Annotated in this window: 21 protein-coding genes; 8 read left to right on the plus strand and 13 right to left on the minus strand. The window is 64.0% G+C overall.

Annotated elements, in window-relative coordinates; all coding sequences use genetic code 11:
* Positions 1–186: 186 nt before the first annotated feature.
* Positions 187–2187 (plus strand): carbohydrate porin, encoded by a 2001-nt coding sequence (locus J6497_RS16895; protein WP_225705402.1) that lies wholly within the window; start codon positions 187–189, stop codon positions 2185–2187.
* A gap of 308 nt (positions 2188–2495) precedes the next feature.
* Here J6497_RS16895 and J6497_RS16900 read toward each other — a convergent pair whose 3' ends face one another.
* Entirely contained in the window at positions 2496–4121 is a 1626-nt protein-coding gene (locus J6497_RS16900) for an FMN-binding glutamate synthase family protein (RefSeq protein WP_225705403.1), read from the minus strand.
* A 328-nt stretch (positions 4122–4449) separates the two neighbouring features.
* Positions 4450–5223 (minus strand): ferredoxin--NADP reductase, encoded by a 774-nt coding sequence (locus tag J6497_RS16905; RefSeq protein ID WP_225705404.1) that lies wholly within the window; start codon positions 5221–5223, stop codon positions 4450–4452.
* Between the two features lie 288 nt (positions 5224–5511).
* On the opposite strand from J6497_RS16905, the gene J6497_RS16910 reads away from it, so the two are divergent.
* Positions 5512–6465, plus strand: coding sequence for an ATP-grasp domain-containing protein (locus J6497_RS16910; RefSeq protein WP_249793607.1), 954 nt, complete (start codon positions 5512–5514; stop codon positions 6463–6465).
* Between the two features lie 143 nt (positions 6466–6608).
* On the plus strand, positions 6609–7610 hold the full coding sequence (locus tag J6497_RS16915; RefSeq protein ID WP_225705405.1) for an NADP-dependent oxidoreductase: 1002 nt from the start codon (positions 6609–6611) through the stop codon (positions 7608–7610).
* A gap of 157 nt (positions 7611–7767) precedes the next feature.
* Here J6497_RS16915 and J6497_RS16920 read toward each other — a convergent pair whose 3' ends face one another.
* On the minus strand, positions 7768–10938 hold the full coding sequence (locus J6497_RS16920; protein ID WP_225705406.1) for an efflux RND transporter permease subunit: 3171 nt from the start codon (positions 10936–10938) through the stop codon (positions 7768–7770).
* Positions 10939–10949: 11 nt separating this feature from the next.
* Positions 10950–12149 carry an efflux RND transporter periplasmic adaptor subunit gene (locus tag J6497_RS16925; protein ID WP_225705407.1) on the minus strand — a complete coding sequence of 400 codons (1200 nt, stop codon included), beginning with the start codon at positions 12147–12149 and terminating at the stop codon, positions 10950–10952.
* A gap of 234 nt (positions 12150–12383) precedes the next feature.
* Here J6497_RS16925 and J6497_RS16930 point away from each other — a divergent pair, with 234 nt between their 5' ends.
* The 3 genes from J6497_RS16930 to J6497_RS16940 all read left to right on the plus strand — a co-directional run bounded on the left by J6497_RS16930 (position 12384) and on the right by J6497_RS16940 (position 16039).
* Positions 12384–13205, plus strand: coding sequence for a hypothetical protein (locus J6497_RS16930; RefSeq protein ID WP_225705408.1), 822 nt, complete (start codon positions 12384–12386; stop codon positions 13203–13205).
* An 84-nt stretch (positions 13206–13289) separates the two neighbouring features.
* Positions 13290–14432 (plus strand): FAD-dependent monooxygenase, encoded by a 1143-nt coding sequence (locus tag J6497_RS16935; protein WP_225705409.1) that lies wholly within the window; start codon positions 13290–13292, stop codon positions 14430–14432.
* On the plus strand, positions 14429–16039 hold the full coding sequence (locus J6497_RS16940; RefSeq protein ID WP_225705410.1) for a benzoate-CoA ligase family protein: 1611 nt from the start codon (positions 14429–14431) through the stop codon (positions 16037–16039). Before J6497_RS16935 ends, J6497_RS16940 begins: the two co-directional genes overlap by 4 nt.
* Before the next feature lie 366 nt (positions 16040–16405).
* Here J6497_RS16940 and J6497_RS16945 read toward each other — a convergent pair whose 3' ends face one another.
* From J6497_RS16945 to maiA, 3 genes are read right to left on the minus strand one after another with little or no spacing between them, the layout of a single operon-like run.
* Positions 16406–17593 carry a 3-hydroxybenzoate 6-monooxygenase gene (locus tag J6497_RS16945; protein WP_225705411.1) on the minus strand — a complete coding sequence of 396 codons (1188 nt, stop codon included), beginning with the start codon at positions 17591–17593 and terminating at the stop codon, positions 16406–16408.
* Positions 17593–18105 carry a MarR family winged helix-turn-helix transcriptional regulator gene (locus J6497_RS16950; protein WP_225705412.1) on the minus strand — a complete coding sequence of 171 codons (513 nt, stop codon included), beginning with the start codon at positions 18103–18105 and terminating at the stop codon, positions 17593–17595. The genes J6497_RS16945 and J6497_RS16950 overlap by 1 nt, the downstream gene beginning before the upstream one ends.
* A complete protein-coding gene (maiA, locus tag J6497_RS16955; RefSeq protein WP_225705413.1) occupies positions 18095–18727 on the minus strand; it encodes a maleylacetoacetate isomerase in 633 nt (210 codons plus the stop codon). The genes J6497_RS16950 and maiA overlap by 11 nt, the downstream gene beginning before the upstream one ends.
* A 105-nt stretch (positions 18728–18832) precedes the next feature.
* Between maiA and gtdA the strand changes: the two genes are divergently transcribed.
* Positions 18833–19873, plus strand: coding sequence for a gentisate 1,2-dioxygenase (gtdA, locus tag J6497_RS16960; RefSeq protein WP_225705414.1), 1041 nt, complete (start codon positions 18833–18835; stop codon positions 19871–19873).
* A 101-nt stretch (positions 19874–19974) separates the two neighbouring features.
* On the opposite strand, the gene J6497_RS16965 is transcribed toward gtdA, so the two are convergent.
* The 4 genes from J6497_RS16965 to J6497_RS16980 form a co-directional block, all read right to left on the minus strand.
* Positions 19975–20802, minus strand: a complete 828-nt coding sequence (locus tag J6497_RS16965; RefSeq protein ID WP_225705415.1) for an ABC transporter permease — start codon at positions 20800–20802, stop codon at positions 19975–19977.
* Positions 20795–21568, minus strand: coding sequence for an ABC transporter ATP-binding protein (locus tag J6497_RS16970; RefSeq protein ID WP_225705416.1), 774 nt, complete (start codon positions 21566–21568; stop codon positions 20795–20797). The genes J6497_RS16965 and J6497_RS16970 overlap by 8 nt, the downstream gene beginning before the upstream one ends.
* A 176-nt stretch (positions 21569–21744) precedes the next feature.
* The gene (locus tag J6497_RS16975) at positions 21745–22749 is read right to left on the minus strand and encodes an ABC transporter substrate-binding protein (protein WP_225705417.1); all 1005 of its coding nucleotides are present in this window, start codon (positions 22747–22749) and stop codon (positions 21745–21747) included.
* An 11-nt stretch (positions 22750–22760) separates the two neighbouring features.
* Positions 22761–24149 (minus strand): FAD-dependent oxidoreductase, encoded by a 1389-nt coding sequence (locus J6497_RS16980; protein ID WP_376708221.1) that lies wholly within the window; start codon positions 24147–24149, stop codon positions 22761–22763.
* A 137-nt stretch (positions 24150–24286) separates the two neighbouring features.
* Between J6497_RS16980 and J6497_RS16985 the strand changes: the two genes are divergently transcribed.
* Positions 24287–24541, plus strand: a complete 255-nt coding sequence (locus tag J6497_RS16985) for a hypothetical protein (RefSeq protein ID WP_225705419.1) — start codon at positions 24287–24289, stop codon at positions 24539–24541.
* 192 nt (positions 24542–24733) lie between these two features.
* On the opposite strand, the gene J6497_RS16990 is transcribed toward J6497_RS16985, so the two are convergent.
* Together J6497_RS16990 and J6497_RS16995 are read right to left on the minus strand one after the other, a co-directional pair.
* Positions 24734–25720, minus strand: a complete 987-nt coding sequence (locus J6497_RS16990; protein WP_225705420.1) for a Bug family tripartite tricarboxylate transporter substrate binding protein — start codon at positions 25718–25720, stop codon at positions 24734–24736.
* A complete protein-coding gene (locus J6497_RS16995; RefSeq protein WP_225705421.1) occupies positions 25717–26622 on the minus strand; it encodes an amidohydrolase family protein in 906 nt (301 codons plus the stop codon). The genes J6497_RS16990 and J6497_RS16995 overlap by 4 nt, the downstream gene beginning before the upstream one ends.

Raw genomic sequence — 26622 nt, forward strand, 5'->3', positions numbered from 1 at the left:
GAATTATTTGCAATAAAGATCGCGGTACAGTGTGGCTTCCCCGATCTGGCGCAAAGGAGGGGAATCAAGACATGCGACCGGGGCAGAGGCGGCGTGATGATTTCGTGTTGGGGATGGCGACGTAACAGCGCTTTGGGAACGGGCACGTCGCGCCGCCGCGATGTCCGCGCTGGGAATATCCGCACCATGTCGCGCCGCAGCCGATCCCTTGAGCGGATTCTTGGCCGCGCGGCGGTCGCGACCTTCGCTCTAAGTGGCCCGGCGGTTGCGGCCGACTTCAAGCTGCCGGTCAAGGCGCCTCACGCACAGCCGCTCTTCGACTGGACCGGGCTCTACATTGGCGCGCATGCCGGCTACAGCTTCGGCTCCTCAAACGCGGTGCTGGCCGATCCCCTCGTCAGCACCGCTAGCAGCAGGGTGAGCGGCATGATCGGCGGCGTGCAGGCCGGCTACAATGTTCACCTGCCCTCCGGCCTGCTCCTCGGCGTCGAAGGCGATCTGACCTTTCCGAACTATCTGCCCTCGAATTCGGTGGTGACGTCGCTCGCGACGCCACGCTCGGACTTCGTCGAGCAATGGGACTATGTCGGCACGGTACGCGGCCGCCTCGGCTATGCGACTGGCCCGTGGCTCGCTTATGTGACCGGCGGCTTCGCCTATGCCGGCGGACGCTTCCTCAACACGCCGACGGCGTTCGGCGACGAGGAGAAGGAGATCCATGTCCGGCTCGGCTGGGCTGCCGGCGCGGGCTTCGAATATGCCTTCGCGCCGCACTGGACCGCGCGGCTCGAATATCTCTACAGCCAGTTCGACCGGGCCAACATCCAGTTCCTGCCGTCGGGCACGCGGTACTCCTCCAGCCTCGACTTCCAGTCGGTGCGCATCGGCCTCAACCGCAAGATCGACTGGCCAGGCGGGCCGAGCCTGACACCGAACACCGACATCACCGATCCCGAATCCGATCGCTGGGAGATCCACGGCCAGACTACCTACCTGCCGCAGGGCTATCCGGCGTTCCGCGCGCCCTACACCGGCACGAACAGCCTGACGCCGGCGCGGCAGGCGCAGGCGACCTGGAGCAACAGCCTGTTCCTGAATGCGCGGCTCTGGGAAGGCGGCGAGGTCTACTACAATCCCGAACTGCTGCAAGGCTTCGGCTTGAACGACACCGTCGGCCTCGCCGGCTTTTCCAACGGCGAAGCGCAGAAATCCAATTTCCCCTACCCGCACTACAACACCTCGCGCCTGTTCCTGCGCCAGACCTTCGGCTTCGGCGGCGAGCAGGAGGAATTGCCGAGCGGGCCGACCCAGCTCGGCGGCAAGGTCGACGTATCAAGATTGACGCTGCAGGCCGGTAAATTCGCGGTGCTCGACGTGTTCGACGGCAACGCCTACGCCAAGGACACGCGCAAGGATTTCATGAACTGGGCGATGTGGGCGCCGGGCGCGTTCGACTACTCCGCCGATAAGGTCGGCCTGACCTATGGCGTCACCGCCGAGCTCAATCAGAAGCGATGGGCGCTCCGCGGCGGATACTTCCTGATGCAGTCGGTATCGAACGCCAACAGCTTCGACACCAACGTGTTCGAGCGCGGAACCTACGTGCTCGAATACGAGGGGCGCTATTCGCTGTTCTCACTGCCGGGCAAGATACGCACGATCGCCTGGCTGAACAGCGCGTTCTCCGGCAGCTATCGCGAGACGCTGAACAATCCCGCCCTCAATCTCGACATTGCGCTGACCCGTGCCGGCCGCCTCAAATACGGCTATGTCGTCAATCTCGAACAAGCACTCTCCGACGATCTCGGCCTGTTCGGCCGCTGGAGCTGGAATGACGGCAAGACCGAGATCATGGCCTTCACCGACATCGACGCCTCGCTGTCGATGGGCGCCTCGATCAAGGGCACCAAATGGGGCCGGCCCGATGACGTTATCGGCATTGGCGGCGCGATCAATTCACTGTCAAAGGACCATCGCGATTTCATCGCTGCCGGCGGCCTCGGCATTCTGATCGGCGACGGCGCGCTGAACTACCGCCGCGAGCGTATCCTCGAAGCCTACTACGCCTATGCCTTGACCAAGCAGGTCACCTTGACGGCGGACTATCAGTTCATCACAAACCCCGCCTATAACGCCGACCGTGGCCCGGTGCACATCTTCTCGGGAAGGCTGCACGGGGAATTCTAGAGCATATCTTCTGAGCAGGATCGTGCTCAAACGAAAGAGACGGCGCGACAGATCGGCTCAAAGACCGTTGTCCCGCCGCGGTCGCCTCGGGTGATGAGGAGCCGCCATACTCGAACAATCCGCTGAGCCCAACCTCATCGACATCCGCGGCGTCTGCCGTTCGTTTCCGAAGGGCAGCGGCGAGAACCTGCTGGTGCTCGAAAACGTCGACCTGACCATCCGCGCCGGCGACGTTCAGTCTGGAGAATCCGCATTAGGGCCGCGGGCTCCGCTTCACCTCTCCCCGCAAGAGCGGGGAGAGAGAGGAACTACCCCGCCGGCAGGAACGAATCGGCGCGGGCCATGGCCCAGGCATCGCGGAAGCGGCGGTCCTGGGTGCCTTCGAGCAATTCGCCCGGACGCAGCGTGGGGTAGAGCTCGGCAAAGGTGCGAACTTCCGCCGTCGACGTCCGCTGCGTGAAATGGATCGGCCGGAGCTCCTGCGGATGCTCGAGGCCGGCGGCGGCGAGCAGCTCCGCCAGCGCATGCAGCGTCGCGTGGTGATAACTGCAAACGCGCTCGATCTTATCGGGCACGTAGAGCGCGCGGTTGCGGATCGGGTCCTGCGAGGTCACGCCGGTCGGGCAGCGATCGGTGTGACAGCTCAAGGACTGGATGCAGCCCAGCGCAAACATGAAGCCGCGCGCCGAATTACACCAGTCGGCGCCGATCGACATCGCGCGCGCCATATCAAACGCGGTCGCGATCTTGCCGGAGGCACCGATCTTGATGCGGTTGCGCGCGTTGATGCCGACCAGCGCGTTGTGAGCGAAACTGACGCCTTCGCGCATCGGCATGCCCAAATGGTCCATGAATTCGAGTGGCGCAGCACCAGTCCCGCCCTCATTGCCGTCGATCACGATGAAGTCGGGATAGATCCCGCTCTCGAGCATCGCCTTGCAGATCGCGAGGAATTCCCAGGAATGGCCGATGCAGAGCTTGAAGCCGGCGGGCTTGCCGCCCGACAGCCTGCGCATCGCGCCGATGAACGCCATCATCTCGAGCGGCGTCGAGAACGCTTTGTGCGATGCGGGCGAAATGCAGTCCTCGCCCAAGGGAACGCCCCTGATCTTGGCGATCTCTTCCGAGACTTTCGCCGCCGGCAGCACGCCGCCATGGCCAGGCTTGGCGCCCTGGCTGATCTTGAGCTCGACCATCTTGATCTGCTCGTCACTCGCGATGCGCGCGAACTCGTCCGGATTGAACGTGCCGTCGCGATTGCGGCAGCCGAAATAGCCGGAGCCGATTTCCCAGATGATGTCGCCGCCCTTCTCGCGGTGATAGGGGCTGACGCCGCCTTCGCCGGTGTCATGCGCGAAGCCGCCCTTCCTGGCGCCGGCGTTCAGCGCGCGCACCGCGTTCGGGCTGAGCGCGCCGAAGCTCATTGCGGAGATGTTGAAGACAGAGGCCGAATAGGGCCTGGTGCAGTCGGGACCGCCGATGGTGACGCGGAATTTCTCTTTCGAATAGGGCTTCGGCGCTACCGAATGATGCATCCATTCGTAGCCCTCGCGGTAGACGTCCTCCTGCGTGCCGAACGGCCGCTTGTCGAGCACCATCTTGGCGCGCTGATAGACCACGGCACGGGTGTCGCGGGAAAACGGCATGCCGTCCTTCTCGCTCTCGAAGAAATACTGCCGCATCTCCGGGCGGATCTCTTCGAGCAGGAAGCGCAGGTGCGCCGAGATCGGATAGTTGCGCAGGACCGCGTGCTGCTTCTGCATGAGGTCACGGATTCCGAGCAGCGTCAGCGCACCGAAGATCAGCAAGGGCACCAGGATGACGTCGATGATCTTCCGATCGAAGATGCCGAGCGCCAGCAGAAGGGCGGTGACAACCGCGCAGATCGTCAGCACGATGAAGCGCGGCGAGAACGGAAGCAGCAGCGTTTCCATGAAACCCCTCAGCGGATCCTGCCGGATTGTTGTCGGCGAGCGTGGAGCCTAATCCAACTCGCGCCATCCGCCATACGGTATAATGGGCGTTCGGGTTCACGGATGTGACACCGATGCCGCGCGATCCGGGATGTTGTATTGCGCTGCAACGAAGCGGGGTGGAAGCCCGTTTCTCCTCCGTCATTCCGGGGGTGCGCGCAGCGCGAGCCCGGAATCCATCGGGCCGCAAACGCTGGCGGATAAATGGATTCTCTGATGTGCAATTGCACATCATAGCTCGCGCGTTGCGCGCCCCGGAATGACGGGAGATAGAGGGTGGCCCAAGCGATCAGCGCTCGACGAAGGCCTTTTCGATCACGAAGTGGCCGGGCGCGCTGTGGCTGCCTTCAGTGAAGTCGCGGGCCTCGAACAGCTTGCGCAGGTCTTCCAGCATCGCCGGGCCACCGCACATCATGATGCGGTCGGTCTCGAGATCGAGCGGCGCCTGATCGATGTCGTTGAAGAGCTGGTTCGACGTGATCAGGTCGGTGATGCGGCCGCGGTTGCGGAACGGCTCGCGCGTCACGGTCGGGTAATAGAGCAACTTGTCGGCGAGCAGCGGGCCGAACAATTCGTCGTCGCGCAGGTTGGCGACCAATTCCTCGCCATAGGCCAGCTCGGCCACCTGGCGGCAGCCATGGACCAGCACGATGGTCTCGTAGCGGTCGTAAACCTCGGGGTCCTTGATCAGGCTCGCAAAGGGGGCGAGGCCGGTGCCGGTCGAGAGCAGCAGCAGCCGCTTGCCGGGAATGAGATTATCGGCGATCAGCGTGCCGGTCGCCTTGCGGCCGACCAGGATGATGTCGCCTTCGCGGATCTTCTGCAGCCTGGAGGTCAGCGGACCGTCCTGGACCTTGATCGAGAAGAACTCGAGCTCTTCCTCGTGATTGGCGCTCGCCATCGAATAGGCGCGCAGCAACGGCCGGCCATCGATCTCGAGCCCGATCATGGCGAACTGGCCGTTCTGGAAGCGAAAACCGGTATCGCGGGTAGCTCGGAAGCTGAAAAGCGTGTCGGTCCAGTGACGAACAGCAAGTACCTTCTCTCGATAGAACGCGCTCATGTGTCTGGTTCCGATTGACCTTACATAAACGAAGTCGACTGGCGGCCGCTCGACCGCACGTAAGTGACTGACATAAAGGGGAAAGCCCGCCTGCCCGTCGCGCCGCTCACACAGATAATAGAATTCGCGCATTGTGCAATTGCGAACTCGGCATGGCTGTCGAGTGATTTCGCAGAATGGTTCAAAACATCGCCGTTAAGGTTTCCGGCACGGCGTAATTAACTTGCTGGAAATGATCGCAATCGAGCAATTAATTCCACAACGCATCTTTGAGAGAGGAAAATCGATTTGACGATCCCAAGCAGCCAGCGGATCTTCGTCGACGCAGTCACAAAATATTGCCTTGTCCGTAAGATTACGGTCGAGGTGCGGTCGGAGGGCTGGCTGATCGTCATGCGGCGCGGCGAGCGGCGGCACCTCGCCTTCGCCTACGACGTCGGGCTGAACAGCGCGACCGCGCACCAGATCGCCAACGACAAGGCAGCCACCGCCGACGTGCTGCAATGTTCCGGCGTGCCCTGCATCCCCCACACCCTGTTCCTGGGACCGAAGCTTGCGGCCTATGCGCCGGCGTCCGGCTCCTGGGAAACGATGCTGCGGCTGCTGGCCGAGCATCCCGCCGGCCTCGTCGTCAAGCCGAACGAGGGCACGTCGGGTGACAGCGTCTTCCGGGTGACGGCCAAGCGCGCGCTCGAGCTCGCGGTCGGCAAGATCCTGGCGACCTATCCGAGTCTTGCCATCTCCCCCTATGTCGAGGTCGAGGACGAGGTCCGCGTCGTCCTGGTCGATGATCTCCCGGTCGTCGTCTACAGCAAGGAGCGTCCATTCGTGATCGGCGACGGCCGGCACTCGCTGCTTGACCTTACACTCGCGGCCACGCCTGCCGAGCGGCGATCGACCGCGCTGCCCGCCGTGATCGCCGAGCTATCGCGGGCCGAGCTCGATGCGATCGTCCCAGTGGGCGAGCGGCGTATCCTGAACTGGCGCCACAACCTCGATTCCGACGCCCGGCCGGTGCTGCTGGAGGAGGGCGAGGACCGCCGTGCCTGCATCGAGATCGCGATCAAGGCCGCCCGCGCGATCGGCATCCGCTTCGGCTCGATCGACGTCGTGCGCACCGACGGCGCCTGGCGGATCCTCGAGGTCAACGCCGGCGTGAAGATGGAAGCGCTGAGCCGCTCGCATCCGGAATTGGTTTATGCGGCGTATGAAGCGGCGCTGGATAGAGTGTTTGCCTCGTAGGGCGCTCCGCGAGCATTGCGGCATGTTCCAGTTGTGCAATGGACAGGCGAAGACTAGCGTCATGGCAGCGCACAATGCGTGCAATCGAGCGCGCAACGGGCTCGCCATTGCATCGCGATTGACCAACGAGGGGAAGGAACATCATGAGTGAGGCTATCAATCATCAGATCCTGCTGGTGGAGAAGCCGACCGGGAAACTCGGAGCTGAGCATTTCAGGATGGTCAACGGCAGCATTCCGGAGCCGAAGGACGGCGAGGCCTTGCTGCGGCTGCGCTATCTCTCGCTCGATGCCGCCAACCGCGCCTGGATGCACGGCGCGACCTACCGCGCCGCGGTCGAGGCCAACACGGTGATGTCCGGTGGAGGTATCGCCGAAGTGGTGAGCTCGAAAGCATCCGGCCTTGCGCCAGGCGACATCGTGTTCGGAGACACCGGCTGGCAGGACTATGCCGCGGTGCCGGCAAAACATCTCAGCAAGATGCCGAAGCTCGAGCCGATGACGCATCTGCTCAGCGTCTACGGAATCGCCGGCCTCACCGCCTATTTCGGGCTGCTCCATGTCGGCAAACCCAAAGAAGGCGAGACCGTCGTGGTCTCGGCCGCCGCCGGCTCGGTGGGTTCGATTGTCGGACAAATTGCAAAAATCAAGGGATGCCGCGTCGTCGGCATTGCCGGCGGCAAGGACAAGTGCCACTGGCTGACCAGCGAACTCGGCTTCGACGCCGCGGTCGATTACAAGGACGGCGGCACCTACAAGGCGCTGCGGGCGGCCGCGTCTGGCGGCATCGACGTCTATTTCGACAATGTCGGCGGCGACATCCTGGAAGCCTGCCTGCCGCAGATGAACAACCGCGGTCGCATCGCCTGCTGCGGCGCGATCTCGCAATATGATGGCGTCCCCTCCGCGCACGGCCCGCGCGGCGTGCCCGGATTGATCGTCGTGAAGCGGCTGATCATGCAAGGCTTCATCGTGATGGACTTCATGGACCAGCGCGACGCGGCGCTCGCCGACCTGCAGTCCTGGGTCGCCTCGGGGAAACTGAAGGTGCAGGAAGACGTGATCGACGGGCTGGAGAACGCGCCGGCAGCACTGATCGGCCTGCTTGCCGGCGAGAACCGCGGCAAGCGCATGATCCGGGTGTGATGGCGTAGGAGCTCTCAGATGTCATCCCGGCGAACGCCGGGACCCATAACCACAGGCCGTCGTGGTGCGCTCCGCTACCACTGCTTGCTCGCGCCACAACAACTGCCTGTGATTATGGGTCCCGGGTCAAGCCCGGGACGACGGAAGATACGGTCTTCTAGGGCGCGACGCTCGGCGCCTGCGGGACAGTCTTCGTATCCGGCGTCTTGACCTTGCGCGACTTGCGCCAGTTCTCGAAGCGCTGGACCACGACGAAGAACGCGGGCACGAACAGCACGGCGAGGCAGGTCGATGCGATCATGCCGGAGAACACGGTGATGCCGATCGACTTGCGCGCATTGGCCCCGGCGCCGGTGGCGAGCACCAGCGGTACCACGCCGAGGATGAAGGCAAAGGACGTCATCAGGATCGGGCGGAAGCGAGCGCGCGCCGCTGATATCGCCGATTCGATCAGCGGCTCGCGGTTGCGCACGTGATGCGCGAGCGCGACCTCGACGATCAGGATCGCGTTCTTCGCCGACAGCGCGACCAGCAGGATGATGCCGATCTGGGTATAGAGGTTGTTGTCGATCCGCAACCCTGACAGCACCAGCATCGGGCCGAGCAACGACAGCGGCACGGCGAGGATCACCGAGATCGGCGCGTACCAGCTCTCATATTGCCCGGCCAGCACCAAGTAGACCAGCAGCAGCGCGAGGCCGAACACGTAATAGATCTGGTTACTGACCGCCTTTTCCTGATACGACATCGCCGTCCATTCATAACCCGCGCCAGGAGGCAGCGTCTTTGCGGCGATCTGCTCCATCAGCGCCATCGACTGCCCGGAGCTGTAGCCTTGCGCCGGCAGGCCGATGATGGAAGCGGACGGATAGAGGTTATAGAGGCTGATCAGCGACGGGCCGATCGACGGCGTGATCGTGGCGACGGTGCCGAGCGGGATCATGTCGCCATTGCTGTTGCGCACCATCAGGTTCTCGATGTCGCGCACATTCAAGCGAAATTTCGCATCCGCCTGCACATAGACCTGGAAGGTGCGGCCGAACTTGTTGAACTGATTGACGTAGCTCGCGCCGAGATAGGACGACAGCGTTGCGAAGATCTGGTCGGTCGTGACATGCAGCGTCTGGGTCTTGATCCGGTCGACCTCCACGTCGTACTGCGGCACCATGGAGCGGAAGGACGAGCTCACCCGCTGCAGCGCGCTCTGCGTCTGCGCATTGGCAACGACCGCACCCGTGATCGCCTGCAGCTTGGCATAATCGGCATTGCCGTCGCGCAATTCGACCTGCATCGCGAAGCCCGCGGCATTGCCGATTCCTTGAATGGGCGGCGGCGGGATCACCAGGATACGCGCTTCCTCGATCTCGCCCAGGTTGTCGTTCAGGCCGAACACCAGAGAGCGCAGATCCTCGCCAGGCCCGCGCTGGCTCCAATCCTTCAGGATCAGGTAAGCGACGCCAGCATTCGCCAGGCTCGAACTGTTGTCGAGCGCCGAGATGCCAGCGATGGAGACGACCTGCTGCACACCGGGCGACTTGCCGGCGATCTCGCTGACCCTCTCAAGCACGCGCTGGGTACGGTCGAGCGCCGCCCCGTCGGGCAATTGCACCGCGGCCAATAGATAGCCCTGGTCCTCGATCGGGATGAAGCCGGTTGGCACCCGCGACAGGCCGTAGCCGGCAAGCCCGATCAGGATCAGCGCGGCCACAGCCGACACGTTGCTGTGCCTGACCAGTCTGCCGATCAGCCGCGCATAACCGCGCTCCAGCCGCTCATAGACGGCATTGAAGCCGCGGTAGAAGAAATTGCGCTGCTCCGGCGGCACCGGCCGGCGCAGCCACAGCGCGCATTGCGTCGGCTTCAAGGTCGCGGCATTGATGGCGCTGAGCAGTGCGGTGGCGGCGATCACCAGCGCGAACTGCGCATACATGCGCCCGGTGAGGCCAGGCAGAAACGCCGCCGGCAGGAACACCGAGATCAGGACCAGCGTGATGCCGACGATCGGCGCGAACAATTCGTCCATCGCCTTGATCGCCGCGTCATGGCCGGACAGGCCGCGCTCGATATTGTGCGCGGCGCCCTCGACCACGACGATGGCGTCGTCGACCACGATGCCGATCGCCAGCACGATCGCAAACAGCGTCGAAAGGTTGATGGAGAAGCCGAGGGCCGCCATCGCCGCGAACGCGCCGATGATGGTCACCGGCACGGTGGTCGCCGGCACCAGCATCGCGCGCCAGTCCTGCAGGAAGATGAGGATCACGACCAGCACCAACAGGCCGGCTTCGATCAGCGTCTTGTAGACCTCGTCAATCGAGGCCTGCACGAAGACCGTGGTGTCGAACGGCGTGTCGTATTTGATGTCCTGCGGAAACTGCTTGGCCAGTTCCGCCATCTTCTTCTCCACCGCCTTCTCGACCTCGAGCGCGTTGGCGCCCGGCGACAGGAACACGCCGATGCCGGTGGCGGGCTTGTTGTTGAGCGAGAAGATCTGACTGTAGGTCTGGGCGCCGAGCTCGACCCAGCCGACGTCGCGCACGCGGGTGACATCGCCGACATTGCCGGTCTTGACGATAATGTTCTCGAACTGCTCCCTGTCATCGAGCCGGCCGGCGACGTTCAGCGTGTACTGAAAGGCCTGGCCGGACGGCGTCGGCGGCATGCCGACCTGCCCTGCGGTGACCTGCTGGCTCTGCTGCTGGATCGCCTGGATGACGTCCTGCGGCACCAGATCGCGCGCCTGCAACTGGTTCGGATCGAGCCACACGCGCATCGAATATTGGCCGGCGCCGAACACGGTGACGTTGCCGACGCCCGGCAGCCGCGACAGCTCGTCCCTGATATTGATGGTGGCGTAGTTGGAGAGAAACAGGCTGTCATAGGTCTTGTTCGGCGAGGTCAGTGTCACGAACAGCAGGATCGAGGTCGATCGCTTCTGCACCGTGACGCCCTGGCTCTGCACCGATTGCGGCAATTGCGACAGCGCGCTCGACACCCGGTTCTGCACCAGCACCTGCGCGAAGTTCAGGTCAGTGCCAATCTTGAAGGTGACCGTCAGCGTGTAGGTGCCGTCGGCGCCGCTGTAGGACTGCATGTAGAGCATGTCCTCGACGCCGTTGACCTGCTGCTCGATCGGCAGCGCCACGGTGTCGATCACGGTCTTGGCGGACGCGCCGGGATAGCGGGTTGTCACCTGCACGGTTGGCGGCACCACGTCCGGATATTGCGCGACCGGCAGGTTGAGCAGCGCCACGGCGCCGATCAGGATCATCAGGATAGCGATGACATTGGAAAGGACCGGCCGCTCGATGAAGAATTTCGAGATCATGGCCGCCCCCCTCACTTCGCCGATGCGGAGGCTTCGATCTTCTGCAGTTGCGGATCGACCTTCTGGCCGGGTATCGCGCGCAGCAGCCCTGCGATCACCACGCGGTCGTCCGGCTTCAGCCCGCTCTCGATGACGCGCAATTCGCCTTCGAGCTGTCCGGCGTGCACCTTGCGCTGCTCGACCATGTTTTCCGAGTTGACGACCAGCACGTAGCGACCGGCTTGATCACTGCCAAGCGCGATATTCGGCACGAGCAGCGCGTTCTGCTGCTGGTCATAGGGAACGCGGACGCGGACGAAGAATCCGGGCAGCAGCACGCGGTTCGGATTTTCCAGGATTCCGCGCACCGCCAGCGTGCCGGTCGACTGGTTGAGGGTCGGCGAGATGTAATCGAGCTTGCCTTGGTGCGGATAGCCAGACTCCGTCTGCAGGCCGACCTCGACCGGCAACTGGCGCAGATCGGACACGGACAGGCCACGCCGCCGCGCCTCCTCGCGGACGCGCAGCACGTCCTGTTCATTGACGTTGAAGTTCACCCAGATCGGATCGAGCTGGACGATGGTGGCAAGCTGCGTCGGCGAGGACACGCCGACGAGCTCGCCGACCGAGACCAGATGCGCGCTGACGATGCCGTCGAACGGCGCCGTTACATTGGTGTAGCCGTAATTGACGGCCGCGATCTGGGTATTGGCCTGCGCCTGCTGCAGACTGGCCTGCGCGTTGTCGCGCGTCGCCGTCGAACTATCGAGCGTTGCCTGCGAGACGGCCTGCCGCTGCACCAGGTCAACCTGGCGCTTGTAATCGGTCTCAGCCTGCTTCAACGTCGCCTGCGCGCCAGCTTCCGCCGCCTTCGCCTGCTCAAGCTTCAACCTGTAGGTTTCAGGCTCGATGGTGAACAGCGTGGTGCCTTGCTTGACGAAAGTGCCGTCCTGATAGTCGATCGCCTGCAGGAAACCCTGCACGCGCGCCACAAGGTCAACACTCTTGACTGGCGCCGTGGTGCCGGTCGTCTCCAAAAAACGGGTGATGCTGCGCTGCACCGGAATTGCGACCTCCACCTTTGGCGGCGGCGGTGGCACGAAAGTATTTTGCTCGCAGCCGCCTAGGCCGACGAAGGCGGAGAGCAGGACGCCGATGCGTAACAGGGGCGCTGCGGCCGGCCACGCGCCATCGTACAATCCGCAACAGATCGATGGACGCGCAGGCTTCATTTCCATGCACCAGTTCGATTTGCCCCGCAAACGAGGCGTCACCTGGAGGAGGCTGCCGCGCTCCATCCATAGCAACAATTGGCTTGCAGCGGAACCCGAAACAGAAAATGATACCTGTCGCCAAGATTGCTGTAACGGGCTCCTTTTCAAGAACGTCCTTCGCATGGACGAACTTCGCGGCAATGAACTTCAGTTGAAGCGGCGGCTGCCGCCGACAACAAAGGGGTTGCTGACATGGTCAAGACATTGAAGCGCGCATGCGGGCGTGTCCTGCCATTTTCCGTCGTCCTGTTTGCGACCGCAGCGCTGGCGCAGGCGCCGAGCGAGGCGCAGCGTGCGGCCATCAAGTCGCAATGCCGCAACGACTACATGGCGCATTGCTCCAGCATTCCGCCCGGCGGCGAAGCATCGCTGCAATGCCTGCAGAAGAACATGTCGAGCCTGTCCGCAGGCTGCGCCGGCGCGGTGCGTGCAGCGGAAGCACCGGCCGCGCCGAAGGCAGAGACGACGCCCAAGCCTGAGGCGGCTCCAGCCGCGGCCAAGACGGAGGCCGCGCCGCCCCCAGCCAAGACCGAGGCGCCGCCAGCGGCAACCACTGCAGCAAAGCCGAAAGCAGCGGGCTCGCAGGCCAATCCGCAGCCGAGCGAAGCGCAGGTTTCAGCGATCCGCAGCGCGTGCCGCTCCGACTATCAGAAGTTCTGTCCTGGCGTGTCGACCAGCGGCGCCCCCGCGCTGAAATGCCTGGACAAGAACAAGGCGAGACTGTCGCCTGCTTGCGGAGAGGCGGTTGCGGCCACGAGCGGTGGTGCGGCGCCGGCGGCAGGCGCACCGGCGGCGCCTACCGCCGCGCCGACGGCACCCTCGGCAATTGTGCTGCGGCCCTTGCGTCCGCGCGAAGAACTGTTCGTCGCGCGGTCGGCCTGTGGCGCCGACGTACGTTCGCTGTGCGGCGGTGTTGCACCCGGCGGCGGCCGGATCGTGCAGTGCCTGGCCTCCAATGCCGCGTCGCTGTCGCCCGCCTGCAAGGAAGTGCTGGAACAGTTCGCGGCGCGATGAGCCAACTTTCCGGTGGCGCCGCGCCCGTGTCGCGGATAGTCTAAGCGCAAAATCGTAAGTACACTGTCAATTAGGAGGAGCATCGTGCGTATCGCCGTGATCGGCGGAGGTCCCGGCGGCCTCTATTTCGCCTATCTCTGGAAGCGACGACATCCGGATGCCGTCGTCGAATTGTTCGAGCAGAACCCCGCCGGCGCGACCTGGGGCTTCGGCGTCGTGTTCTCGGACCAGGCGCTGGAATTCCTGCGCGCCGACGATCCTGAGACGGTCGACGCCATCGCGCCGAACATGGAGGGCTGGAAGAACATCACGCTCAACCTGCACGGGGAGAGCATCGAGATCGATGGCGTCGGTTTCTCCTCGATCGGGCGGCTTGCGCTGCTCTCCCTGCTGCAGGAGCGCGTCCGCGCGGTCGGCGTCGTCACGCAATTCGACAGGGCAATCCAGTCAGTCGACGCGCTCCAAGGACTCCAACAAGGCTATGACCTGATCGTCGCCGCGGACGGGCTGAACTCGCTGGTGCGCCGGAGCTTCGAGGGCGATTTCGGAACCTCGCTGTCCTATTCGTCCAACAAGTTCGCCTGGTACGGCACGCCGAGGCGGTTCGAGACGCTGTCGCAGACCTTCGTCAAGACCGAACGCGGGGCCTTCAACGCCCACCACTATCGCTATTCACCTACCATGAGCACGTTCCTGGTCGAGTGCGACCGCGCAACCTGGCAGGCCTACGGCTTTGCCAGCAAGGATGCCGAGCAATCCAAGGCCGTCTGCGAGGAGGTGTTTGCCGAGACGCTTGGCGGGCAGCCGCTGATCTCGAACAAGTCGGCGTGGCGCAATTTCCCCTGGATCTGGAACGAGCACTGGTCATTCAGGAACATGGTGCTGATCGGCGACGCCCTGCACTCGGCGCATTTCTCGATTGGCTCCGGCACCCGTCTTGCGATCGAGGACGCGATCGCGCTGACGAAGGCGCTCGAAGCCGAGGCGCATGTCGCCACCGCCCTCTGCCGCTATGAGGCCGAACGCAAGCCGATTGTGAAGAAGCTGGTGACCGCGGCACGCACCAGCGGCGAATGGTACGAAAAATTCCCCGAGCACATGAAGCTCGAGCTGATGGATTTTGCCTATAGCTACATCACCCGTTCGGGACGGATCGACGATGCGCGGCTGCGCGCGATGTCGCCGAGCTTCATGGCAGGCTACGAGGCGTCGAGGAGCAAGCCATGAACGAGATCGCAGACCAGGTACCGCCTGACAGCCCAGGCGCGCGCGAGATCGGCTTTGAGCTGCCCGAGCGCTACAACGCAAGCCGCATCCTGTTCGACAATCTCGCGGAAGGCCGCGGTGACCTGACGGCGCTGACCGGCCCCGCGGGAAAGCGGACCTACCGCGAGCTGTGCGCCGAGGTGGCGCGCTGGGGCCACGGCTTTGCCTCGCTGGGGCTGCGCCGCGGCGATCGCATCCTGCTGTTCCTCGACAACACACCGGCATATCCGGCGGCGTTCTTCGGTGCTGTCAGCGCCGGCTTCGTGCCGCTTCTCATCAACACGCTGACGCCGCCGGACCTCTTGCAGTTCTATCTTTCGGATTCGGGTGCAACGGTCGCGGTGGCCGACGCCGAATTCTGCTCGCGCTTCACCACTGAGGCCTGCAAGGACACGCCGCTGCAAGCGTTGATCGTGGTCAACGGCGCGGCCGGCGGCCATGCCGTGCCACAGGCGCTCCTGGCCGATGAATGGCTGCTGCGCTTTTCCACCGAGCTCGCCGCAGCCGACACCCACCGCAACGAGATGGCGTTCTGGATGTACTCCTCCGGCTCGACCGGCCGGCCCAAGGGCATCGTGCATCTGCACCACGACATGGCCTATAGCGAGCAGGCGTTTTCGCGCAATGTGCTGAAGCTGACATCAGGCGATATCTGCTTCTCGGTGCCGAAGATCTTCTTCGCCTATGGCTTCGGCAATTCCATCACCTTCCCGTTCTCGGTCGGCGCTGCCACGCTGCTGTTGCCCGGCCAGCCAAAGCCGGCATCGATCTTCGCGGCGATCGAGCAGTATCGGCCGACCGTGTTCTTCGGCCTGCCGACGCTCTACACCTCGCTGACCAAGGCCGACGGTGCGAAAGGGGTGAATTTCTCGTCGCTGCGCATGGCGATCTCGGCTGCGGAAGTGCTCTCGGCGGAGGTCTTCAACGGCTGGAAGGCGTTGACCGGGCTCGAGATCATCGAAGGCCTCGGCTCGACCGAGGTGCTCCACATCTATCTCTGCAACCGCGCGGACAGGAAGAAGCTTGGTGCCGCCGGCCTGCGCGTGCCCGGCTACGAGATCCTGCTGCGCGACAAGGACGGCCGCGAGGTCGCCGACAACGAGGAAGGCATTTTGTGGGTGCGCGGCGATTCCAACACGCCGCTCTACTGGAACCGTCCCGACAAGACCGCCGAGACCGTGCGCGAGGGCGGCTGGATCTATACCGGCGACCGCTTCGTCCGCGATAGCGACGGCTTCCACTTCTTCCGCGGCCGCGCCGACGACCTGATCAAGATATCAGGTCAATGGGTCTACCCGCTGGAGGTCGAGCTCTGCCTCGCCGATCACCCCGATGTCCGCGAATGCGCCGTCTTCGCCGCCGAACTGCCTGATAGGCGCATGACACTGAAGGCGGTCGTGGTGATGAACGACAGCGCGTTCAATGCGGAAGAGGCAGCGAAGCGGCTGCAGGATTACGTCAAGGCAAAACTGCTGCCCTACAAGTACCCGCGCGAGATCAAATTCACCGACGAACTGCCGAAGACCGGAACGGGCAAGATCGACCGGCAGGCGGTGATGAGGATGTGACATCCGCTTGCGCTGCTGCCCCGCCTCTCCCCTTGTGGGAGAGGCGTAGGCCGCGTCGGCGGCCGTTCTTAAGTGGACGCCGAAGCGAAGCTTCGGCTATGGCACATGCAGCGAAGCGGAATGCGATCCGGGTGAGGGGTCGCGGTGGTTCGAGGGACCACGACTCGCGGAGGCATACCCCTCACCCGGAATCCAAGCTGCGCTTGGATTCCGACCTCTCCCACAAGGGGAGAGGTGGGGGGTTGCCGTGCGGATATCGCGCCACAGCAACATTTCGTGGTTATGGGTCCCGGGTCCCGGCTTCGCCCAAGGGCTTCGCCGCGGCGCGCACGCCCGGGACGACGGCGGAGTGTGAGGCGAGAGACCTTACGCGTTCAACCCCGTGCCACCATAGAGCCACGCTAGATCGCGGTAGTAATCCTCCGAGGTCTTCGCGCCCATGATGGCGTTGCGGAGGCGGGCGTGGTCGCCGGCGGGGTGATAGATGTGCTCGCCGATCGCGCGCGACCACAATTGCACCTGCGCGGTGCGCGGGAAGCGTTGCGCGCGATAATGCTCCAGCGCCACGGCGTGATCGTCATGATGCGACAGCATGTGCGACAGGCACACCGCATCCTCCATGGCCTGGCAGGCGCCTTGCGCAAAATATTGCAGCATCGGATGCGCGGCATCGCCGAGCAGCGCGACGCGGCCGTCGACCCAGCGCTCGTTCGGATCGCGATCGCACAACACCCACAGCCGCCAGTTCCTGCCGTGGCGGATGATGCTTTGCGCACGCGCATGTACGTGTCGAAAGCCCTGCATCACCTCTTCATCGCTAACCGGCTTTCCCGCGACCGGCTCCGGCGCGTCGTTGTGGTAGGTGACGACGAGGTTGAACACTTTCCAGTCGGACAGCGGATAATGCACGATGTGGCACTTCGGCCCGGCCCACAACGTCGCCGCGTTCCAGCGCAGATCCTCCGGCATCTCTTCGGTCGGGATCACCGAACGGTAGGTGGTATGGCCGGACACCCGCGGCGGCCCATCTGACATGACCTGCTTGCGGATATTCGACCATAGGCCATCCGCGCCGATCAGGAGCCGACCCGTGACGTGCTCGCCATTGGCGAGTTGCGCCGTGACCGAGGCGCCGTCCTGCTCATAGCCGGTCACCTCGCTGCTGACGCGCAGCTCGATCAACTCATGCTCGCGGCAGGCGCGCAGGAACACACCGTGGAGATCGCCGCGATGCACCACGGCATAGGGATTGCCGAACCTGGTTCGAAACGGCTCGCGCAGGTCAACATGGGTAATCTCTTCGGCGGTGAGAGCATCCATCAGGCGGAGCTGGTCGATATAGACGGCCATGCGGCGCGCGGCCTCGCCGACGCCGAGATAATCGAAGGCATGGAACGCGTTCGGACCGAGCTGGATACCCGCGCCGATCTTGCCGAGCGTGGCGGATTTTTCCAACAGAGTTGAGCGGATGCCCTTCTGCCCAAGCCCGAGCGCCGCCGCAAGGCCACCGATGCCGCCACCTGCGATCAGGACCGGCAGCTTGTCCTTTGCCATCAGCCCGATTTCCCGAGATGTTCGAGGGCGTCCTCGGCGCGTAGTGGCACGCGCGAGGCTTCGTTGTTGAGATCGACGAGTTGCGCGAGCAGCTCCATCAGCGTCTTGCGGTCCGCGGGCTTGAGCGGTTGCAGCATCCGCGCCTGCGCGCGTTCGACAGACGGCATGATCTCGCGCAGCAGCGCCGCGCCCTGTTTGGTGATGGTGAGCAGCTTGACACGCTTGTCCTCGGAACCGGGCTTGCGCTCGATCAGGCCCTTGCTCTGCAACCGTTCGATCACGTTGCCGAGCGTGGAGCGGTCGAACGCGATCACGGCCGACAGCCGAGTCGCATCGATGCCGGGATGGGTCTGGATCGCGATCAGCGAGGCATACTGCACCGGCGTCAGGTCGAACGCCCTGCACTCCTCGACGAAAATCGAGACCGCGATCTGCTGCATCCGCCGGAACAGATAGCCGGGCGCGGTATAGACCGCATCCATGGTAACAGGGGTCCGCTTGTTATTCGGCATCGACTTGCTTGTCCGGGGCGGCGTCGGAAAACGCCCTCATTTCCTTGGCCGCGGCTTCGGCCTTGAGCAGCCGCGGAAACGCGGCGACATCGACGCCGAAGCGCCGCGCATTGGCAAGCTGCGGCACCAGGCAGAGGTCGGCCAGCGTCGGAGCGGCACCAAAGCAGAACGGTCCGGCTTCGCCCGCAGCCAATATTTCGCAGGCCGAAAGCCCCTCGCGGTTTGCCCAGGCGGCCCACTCCGTCACCTTTTCTTCCGGCAGGCCAAGCTGCCGCAATCGCGCCAGCACCTTCAGATTCTGCACGGGATGAGTGTCGCAGGCGATGGCCTGCGCGAAGGCGCGGACTTTTGCGCGCTGCAGCGAATCCTTCGGCAATAGTGGCGGTTCGGGATGGATCTCGTCGAGCCATTCGATGATGGCGAGCGACTGGGTCAGGATCGCGCCTGCGTCGCTTTCCAAGGTCGGCACCAGCCCTTGCGGATTGATCGCGAGATACGCCGGCGCACATTGTTCGCCTTTGCGAAGGTGATGCGGCAGATGCTCGACGGTGAGCCCCTTCAGGTTCAGCGCGATCCGCACCCGATAGGCCGCGCTGCTGCGGAAATAGCCGTGCAGCTTCATCGGAACCTCCCTCGTCTTTTCTGACTTTGCTTAAAGTTGACGCTAGCCATATTGTCAGTATGCTGTCAATCGGCGAACAAGATAGAAATGGACGGGAGGCCTGCCATGGAAGCCGTGCAAAAGACGCCGGAGCGCGAGGCGTTCTACAAGAAGATCGACGGCGAAAATCTTTCTGCGCTCTGGAACGTGATGAACGATCTGATCACGCCGGAGCCGAGGAGCGCCTGCCGGCCGCACCTCTGGAAGTTCGACCAGATCCGCGACTATATGAACGAGGCGGGCAAGCTGATTACGGCCAAAGAAGCCGAGCGGCGGGTGCTGGTTTTGGAAAATCCCGGCCTGCGCGGGCAATCGAAGATCACGACGTCGCTGTTTGCCGGCGTCCAGATGGTGGTGCCCGGCGACATCGCCCCGGCCCACCGCCACAGCCAGTCGGCGCTGCGCTTCGTGCTCGAGGGCAAGGGTGCCTATACGTCCGTCGACGGCGAGCGCACCGCGATGTCACCCGGCGACTTCGTGATCACGCCGTCGATGACGTGGCACGACCATTCCAACGAAACTAGCGAGCCGATGTTCTGGCTCGATGGGCTCGATATCCCCATGGTGCAGTTCTTCGACGCTTCGTTCGCTGAAGGCGCGAAGGAGGACCAACAACAAATTACAAAGCCTGCCGGCGACAGCTTTGCGCGCTATGGTCACAATCTGCTGCCGGTCGATCAGAAGCGCGCGTCGAAGACGTCACCGATCTTCAACTATCCCTACAGCTACACCCGCGAGGCGCTGGAGCAGGCCAAGGCGCGCGATGAATGGGACTCCTGCCACGGCTTGAAGCTGAAGTTCTCCAACCCCGAGACCGGCGATTACGCGATGCCGACGATCGGCACTTTCATCCAGCTCGTCCCCAAGGGTTTCAAGACCGCGCGCTATCGCTCAACAGACGCCACCGTATTCGCGGCGATCGAGGGCAAGGGCCGCACCCGGATCGGCGAGCAGACTTTTGAATGGGGCCCGCGCGACCTGTTCGTGGTCCCGAGCTGGCACTGGGTCACGCATGAGGCGGATGTGGATTCGGTGCTGTTCAGCTTCTCCGATCGCCCGGTGCAGCAAAAGCTCGATCTGTTCCGCGAAGACCGCGGGAATGCGTGACGATTGAATTCGTCATTCCGGGGCGATGCGAAGCATCGAACCCGGAATCTCGAGATTCCGGGTCTGGTCCTTCGGACCATCCCGGAATGACGGCGAGGGCATCACCGCCAGTGGAGTAGCTTCGTCTCAAGGAAATTAATCAGCTTCCCGACCGCTAGCCCGAACAGCGACAGGATCACGACGCCGGCGAGCAGCTGATCGGTCTGCATCAGATTGCCGGCCTGCAGCACGAAGGCGCCGATGCCATATTGCGCGCCGATCATCTCCGCACTCACCACCAACAGCAGCGCAACCGAAGCGGTGATACGGAAGCCGGCCAGGATTGAGGGCAAAGCCCCCGGCCAGATCACGCGGCGCACGATGGCATGGAACGGCACGTTGAAGCTTTGCGCCATGCGGATCAAATTGCGCGGCACTGCATCGACGCCGCTATAGACTGAAATCGCGGTGGAGAAGAACACGCCCAATGCGATGGTGGCAATCTTCGGCTCCTCCCCGATCCCGAGCCAGAGGATCAACAGCGGCAGCAGCGCGATCTTCGGGATCGGAAACAGCGCCGAGATGAAGGTGATGCCGACGCCGCGCGCCAGCGTCGACAGGCCGATCGCAAAACCAACGATGACGCCGGCCACCGTGCCGAGCAGCCAGCCGGTGCCGATCCGCATCACCGACCAGCCAAGATGCTGCCAGAGCGCGCCTGATAACGCGAGCTTGTAGGTCGCGACCACGATCGCCGACGGCGCCGGCAGGAACAGCGGATTGACCCATCCGGCGCTGCCCGCGAGTTGCCAGAGCGCAATGACTAGCGCGAGCGCGATCCAGCCGGAGGCGCGGCCCGTGCTCGGCGTGAAGCCAGCGCCGCGAAACTCGACCGGCCGCGGCTTCGCGTCGATGTCCGACGGCGTCTCTGCTGGCGCGCGCTCAAGCATGCTGGACCTCGCGCTCGGCGTCGATCGCCTCCTCGCGGATCAGCGACCACAGCTCGTCCTGCAGCGCCAGCAGCTTCTCGCGCGCGCTCCTGTCGCCGCGCTCGCTGCGCGTCATCGCAATAGGCACGACTTTTCGGATACGCCCGGGCCGGCGCGACAGCACCACGATGCGGTCGGCAAGCCGCACCGCTTCCTCCAGATTATGCGTGACATAGACCGCGCCCATCGCACCATCGGCAAGCAGCCGGACGAAATCCTCCATCAGGAGTTCGCGCGTCTGCGAATCCAGCGCCGACAGCGGCTCGTCCATCAAAAGGATCGCCGGCTTCACGGCCAGCGCCCGCGCAATGCCGACGCGCTGGCGCATGCCGCCGGAAAGCTGCTTCGGATAGGCGCCACAAAAATCCGACAGCCCGGTGCGACGCAACGCGTCGTCGACAATGCCACGGCGCTCGGCTGCGGTTAGCGCGGTATGCTCAAGCGGGAACGCGACGTTTTCCTCCACCGTGCACCAGGGCAGCAGTGCAAAGTCTTGGAACACGAAAGTCAGCGGATTGACGCTGTCCTTCGGCGGCGCGCCACGCAGTTCGGCCGCGCCGCCGAAGGGCCGCAATAGGCCGCCGAGGATCGAGAGCAGCGTGCTCTTGCCGCATCCGGAAGGTCCGACGATCGCGACTACTTCGCCCGCGCGCACCGTGAACGAGACGTCGTCGAGCACGTCGAGGGCGTCAAACCGGTGACTGATATGGTCGGCGATCAGGTCCATTTGTTCTTCCAGTCTTGGTCCATCGCGGAGGCGGTGGGGCCTCATGGTTCGAGACGCACGGCAGAGCCGCGCTCCTCACCATGAGGGGATAGTTTCGTGCCCGTGGGCGAATATCTCCCCTCATGGTGAGGAACCGCAACGCGGCGTCTCGAACCATGAGGCCACGGTGTAGACCCTCAATCCGGCTTCACATATTCCTTCGCTATGACCGCATCCGCGTCAAAGCCCTTGTCGACGAAACCCTGCTGCTGCAGCCAGGAAATCTGGTTGGCGACGTTCTTGACGTCGAGCTTGCCGTCGGGATCGATATAGGCGCAATTGCCGACCACCTGCTCGAGCGGAAGATTGGTGTACTTGGCGATGATCTCGAGCAGCGGCCTTGTCTTCTCGTCGATCGGCGACTTGCCGTCTTTCATCGCGGCGAGGATCACGTCGTGATATTCGCGATCGGCCTTCACTAGAGCGGCGAGTAGCCTCGACACCAGCGCCTTATTCGCGAGCGTCCTGGGCGAGCCGAAGACCGCGCCAAGCTGCCACGGCGTCTGGTCGCCGACCCAACCGAGCAGCTTCGCACCGCCGGTCTCGATCAGCGGACGTGCGGTCGGGGCCGGCAGCAGCGCGGCATCGACGGTTTCTCCCTTCAGCGCGGCGGCCGCGTTCGAGAGCGACTGCAGCGGCACCACCTTCACGTCCGAAAGCTTGAAGCCATATTTGTCGGCGAGCAGGCCGAGCGAATAATGAAAGCTGGAGCCGACCTGCGTCACCGCCACGCGCTTGCCCGCAAGATCCTTCGGCGTCTTCAGCCCAGCCGCATACGCATTGTTGCTGGCGAAATAGCCGATCAGGGGATAGCCGGCCTTCTCACGGCTCATGCCGCCGATCACCTTCAGCGTGCCTTTGCCGGCGAGATTGTAGAGCCCGGCCGTGAAGGCGGTGACACCGAAATCGACGTCGCCCGAGGTGGTGGCGACCGCGATCGGCTGCGCGGCGTCGAAGAATTTCAGTTCGACATCAAGCCCCGCCTCACGGAAATAGCCCTTGTCCTGCGCGATGAACACCGGCGCCGAGGACGATAGCCTGAGCACGCCGATCTTGGCTTTCAGCATCTCATCGGCGCGCGCGATCCCGCTTGCCGTCAGCGCCAGCAGGCCCACGAGCGCGAGCCGCGCAAAACCCTTCATCCGCCTCCTCCTCACAATCCGGCAGGGACTTCCTGGTCGCGCCCGATGAAGGCGCCCTGCTCTTTCAACCCTTGTTGCAGCTTTTCGACAGCGATGTCGCGTGGAATCGTATTGCCCCTCAGCGCGAGCGCGGCGGCCGAGCCCGCTGCTTCCCCCATCGCAAAACAGGCGCCGGAGACCCGCGCCGCCGACTGTCCCTCATGGGTCATCGAGGCGCAGCGTCCGGCGATCAGGAGATTGTCGACGCGCTGGGGCAGCAGCATGCGATAGGGCAGTTCGTTGAAGCCGCGCGATTCCGGGATCGGTGGGAACTTGAAGATGACATCGCCGGCGACATGCGCCTCGATCGGCCAACCATTGACGCCGATGGAGTCCTCGAATGACGCGCAGCCGAGCACGTCCTCGCCGCTGAGCTGGTAGCCGCCGACCACGCGCCTGGTCTCGCGGATGCCGAGCTGCGGCGGCAGGTCGACGATGTAGGAGTTCTCGAAGCCGGGCACCGTGCGCAGAAATTCGAACGCCTGGATCGCCTGGCGGCGGCCGTCGATCTCGCCGCGGGTGAGGTCGTTGGGTTCCAGGCCATTGACAGCGGTGCCGTCCGCTCGCGCGAGCTGGGTGAAGTTCACCCGCCATTCGACCGGCGAGCGCTGCGGCCGCACGATCGCAGCCTTGCGCGGAAACTTGTGACTACCGGCAGCTTCCGCCTTTTCCATCAGCGCCGGAATCGTCCGCCACGCGTCGCCGGCTCTATCGGGATCGATGCCGTTGAGGCGGAACATCATCGACGGGTACAGCATGCTGCCGGCATTGTCGCCGACCTCGTACGGCGCGCCGGCCCAGGCGGCGAGATCGCCATCGCCGGAGCAATCGATGAAGATATTTGCCAGCACCGCCTGACGGCCGGCCTTGATCTCCACCATCAGTGCGCCGATGCGCTGCTCATCATCCATCACCACGCCGGCGCCGAGCGCATGGAAGAGGATGTCGACCTTGTGGCTCGCCAACAGATCATCGGCCGCAATCTTGTAGGCCGCAGTGTCATAGGCCTGCGCCAGGATCTTGCCGAGGATCAGATGCGGCTTGTTCAATCCGCCGAGGCGATCGATGCGCTCGAGCAAATCGGAGGCGATGCCCTGCACCACCCGATGCGCTTGGCCGTAGACATTGGCATGGAGCCCGCAAAAATTCGTGACGCCGGCGGCCGTTCCCATGCCGCCGAGAAAGCCGTAGCGTTCGATCAGGAGCGTGCGCCGTCCGGCACGCGCCGCGGCAACCGCGGCCGCAATCCCGGCTGGCCCGCCGCCGAGCACCGCAACCTCATATTCGCCATAGATCGGCACGCGCCGTGCGGGTTCTTCGATGGTCTTTGGCACGTTTGCTTCCCGGAAGTGGCCCGCCATGGTTGCGGGCTGAAGGATTTGTTATCGCAACAAGGGGCTAGCAAAGAAAGCCCGGTCAGGAAATGGCTCGCGCGCAAAGTTGATGTTGCTCCCACCCCACGGAACTGAAACAAAGAGCCAGCAAAGGACGGGCACGATTGAAACTCCTCATCCTCATAACCCTTGGCCTCACGGCCGGCGTCGCCCCCGCTTCGGCAGCAATCGAGCAATGCCGGTTCATTCAGGCCAAGGCCGAGCGGGAAGCCTACTACGAGCGCCAGGCCGCGGCGCTGGCGGCGAGGCGCAAGCCGGAGCCGACCTACGAGAGCAAGCCGATGGAAGCGCTGCAGCCGATGCGGCGTGATGACGAAGAGGTCTACAAAAGTCTGCGCAGCATCTGCCGCGGCTGCTGAGCGACGGCAGCAGTTCTCCCTCTCCCCGTTCTTACGGGGAGAGGGTTGGGGTGAGGGGCTGTTTCCGCAAACACGGTGAGAGATGAGCTTGCGGAGAGTCCCCCTCACCCGAAATCCAAGCTGCGCTTGAATTTCGACATCTCCCCGCAAGCGGAGCGAGGTGAGACCGAGCGCGTTTCCAACGCTAGCGATTCACTCCGCCTTGATCTTGGCCGTGCGGATGATGTTGCCCCAGCGCTCCGTCTCGGACCTGATGAAGGCGCGGAAATCCTCGGGCGTGCCGCCTTTGACCACGGCGCCCATCTCGCGAAGGCTGTCCTTCACTTTCTGATCGCCAAGCGCAAGGTCGATCTCCTTGTTCAGCCGCGCCACGATCTCCTTCGGCGTGCGGGCCGGAACCAGGAAGCCCCACCAGACGGTGGCCTCGATGCCGGGGAAACCAGCCTCGGTGACCGTCGGGACCTCCGGCAACAGCACCAGCCGCTCGCACGAGCTGACTGCGACCGGCCGGAGCTGGCTACCGCGGATCTGCGGCATGCCCTGCACGGGATCGACGAACATGAAGGAAACGCGGCCGGCGATGATATCGACCATCGCCTGTGCGCCGCCCTTATATGGCACGTGTAGCGCCCGGATGCCGGTCACCTGCTTGAAGATCTCCGCCGCAAGATGGCCCGAGGTGCCGGTGCCGGCGGAAGCAAAGGTGAGCTTGTCCGGCGACGCCTTGGCCATGTCGACGAGGTCCTTGACGGTCTTGGCCTCGAATTGCGGCTGCACCACCAGGATCAAGGGCGAATAGCCGACCAGCGCGACCGGCTCGAGGTCTTTCTGCGCGTTGAAGGGCAGGCTGTCGAACAGCGATTCGTTGGTCGCGAGATTGTTGGCGGCGATCAGCACGTTGTAGCCGTCGGGATCGGACTTGGCGACGAAGGCGGTCGCGATGTTGCCGCTGGCGCCGGGCCGGTTCTCGATCACGATCGGCTGGCCGAGTTGCGGACCAGCCTGCTGCATCACGGTGCGCGCGACGATGTCGACCGCGCCGCCCGCCGAGAACGGCACTGCGACATGGATCGGGCGTTCGGGATAGCCGGCCGCCAGAGCCATCCTGGGCAGGCCGGGAAGCAGCGTAGCGCCGGCAAGCAGCGACAGGATGGTGCGTCGGTTGATCTGATCGGTCACGGGCGTGCCTCGTTCGATGTTGCTGGTTTGACGGCGCCGCCCGTCTCCGGCCAGCGCAGCAGCGCCGCGGCGGTGCCGCCGAGAACAAGCCTGCGATCGTCCTCGGTCGGGAACGGAAGTTCGCGCCGCAGGTGGTCGAGACATTCGAGATAAGAGCACGGCAGGCGCGTGAGATCGGAGCCCCACATGATGCGATCGGCGCCGAATGCCTCGAAGGTTCGGCGCAGATAGGGCTCCAGGCTGGCGAATGGATAGGAGCTCTCGGTGTAGCAGGGCAGCGAGCTCGCCTTGATCGCGATGTTCGGATACCGCGCCAGCGCGAGCAGTTCGTCGAGATCGGCGAAACAGGCTTCATCACGCAGCGCGCTCTGCCGCGCCATGTGATCGAGGATGATGGTGAGGCCGGGATAGCGCTCCGCCAGCGCGGCGATCTCCTTGAGCATGCCGGGCGCCAGCGCCATCAGCGGAATTCCCAATCGCTCGCAGTCCGACCAGAACCATTCGATGGTGCCGGGCACGAGCCAGCGCGCCCATCGCGGCTTGTAGAAGGTCATGCGGATGCCGAGCATCCCCGGTTGGTCGAGCCAGGTCTGCAAGCGCTCGCGCGCGCCGGCCTCATCCGGATTGAAACGGCCCATCACCGCGAACCGCTCAGGAAACCGCTGCGCCGCTTCGAGCGCCGTATCGTTGGAATCGCCGACCGGCGATGGCGGCACGATCACGGCGCGATCGACACCGGTCTGGTTCATCATCCCGATCAATTCATCCGCGCCGAGCGGCTCGGGGCGATGCGGCCGCGCGCCGGGGACCGCGACGAAGGACGGCTTGCCGACCTGCTCGGCCGGCCAGGGCCGATCGGCCCGATGCGCTTCCCAGAGATGAACCTGCGAGTCCGTGATCAA

It is taken from the genome of Bradyrhizobium cenepequi, from assembly GCF_020329485.1.
Lineage (GTDB): Bacteria > Pseudomonadota > Alphaproteobacteria > Rhizobiales > Xanthobacteraceae > Bradyrhizobium > Bradyrhizobium cenepequi.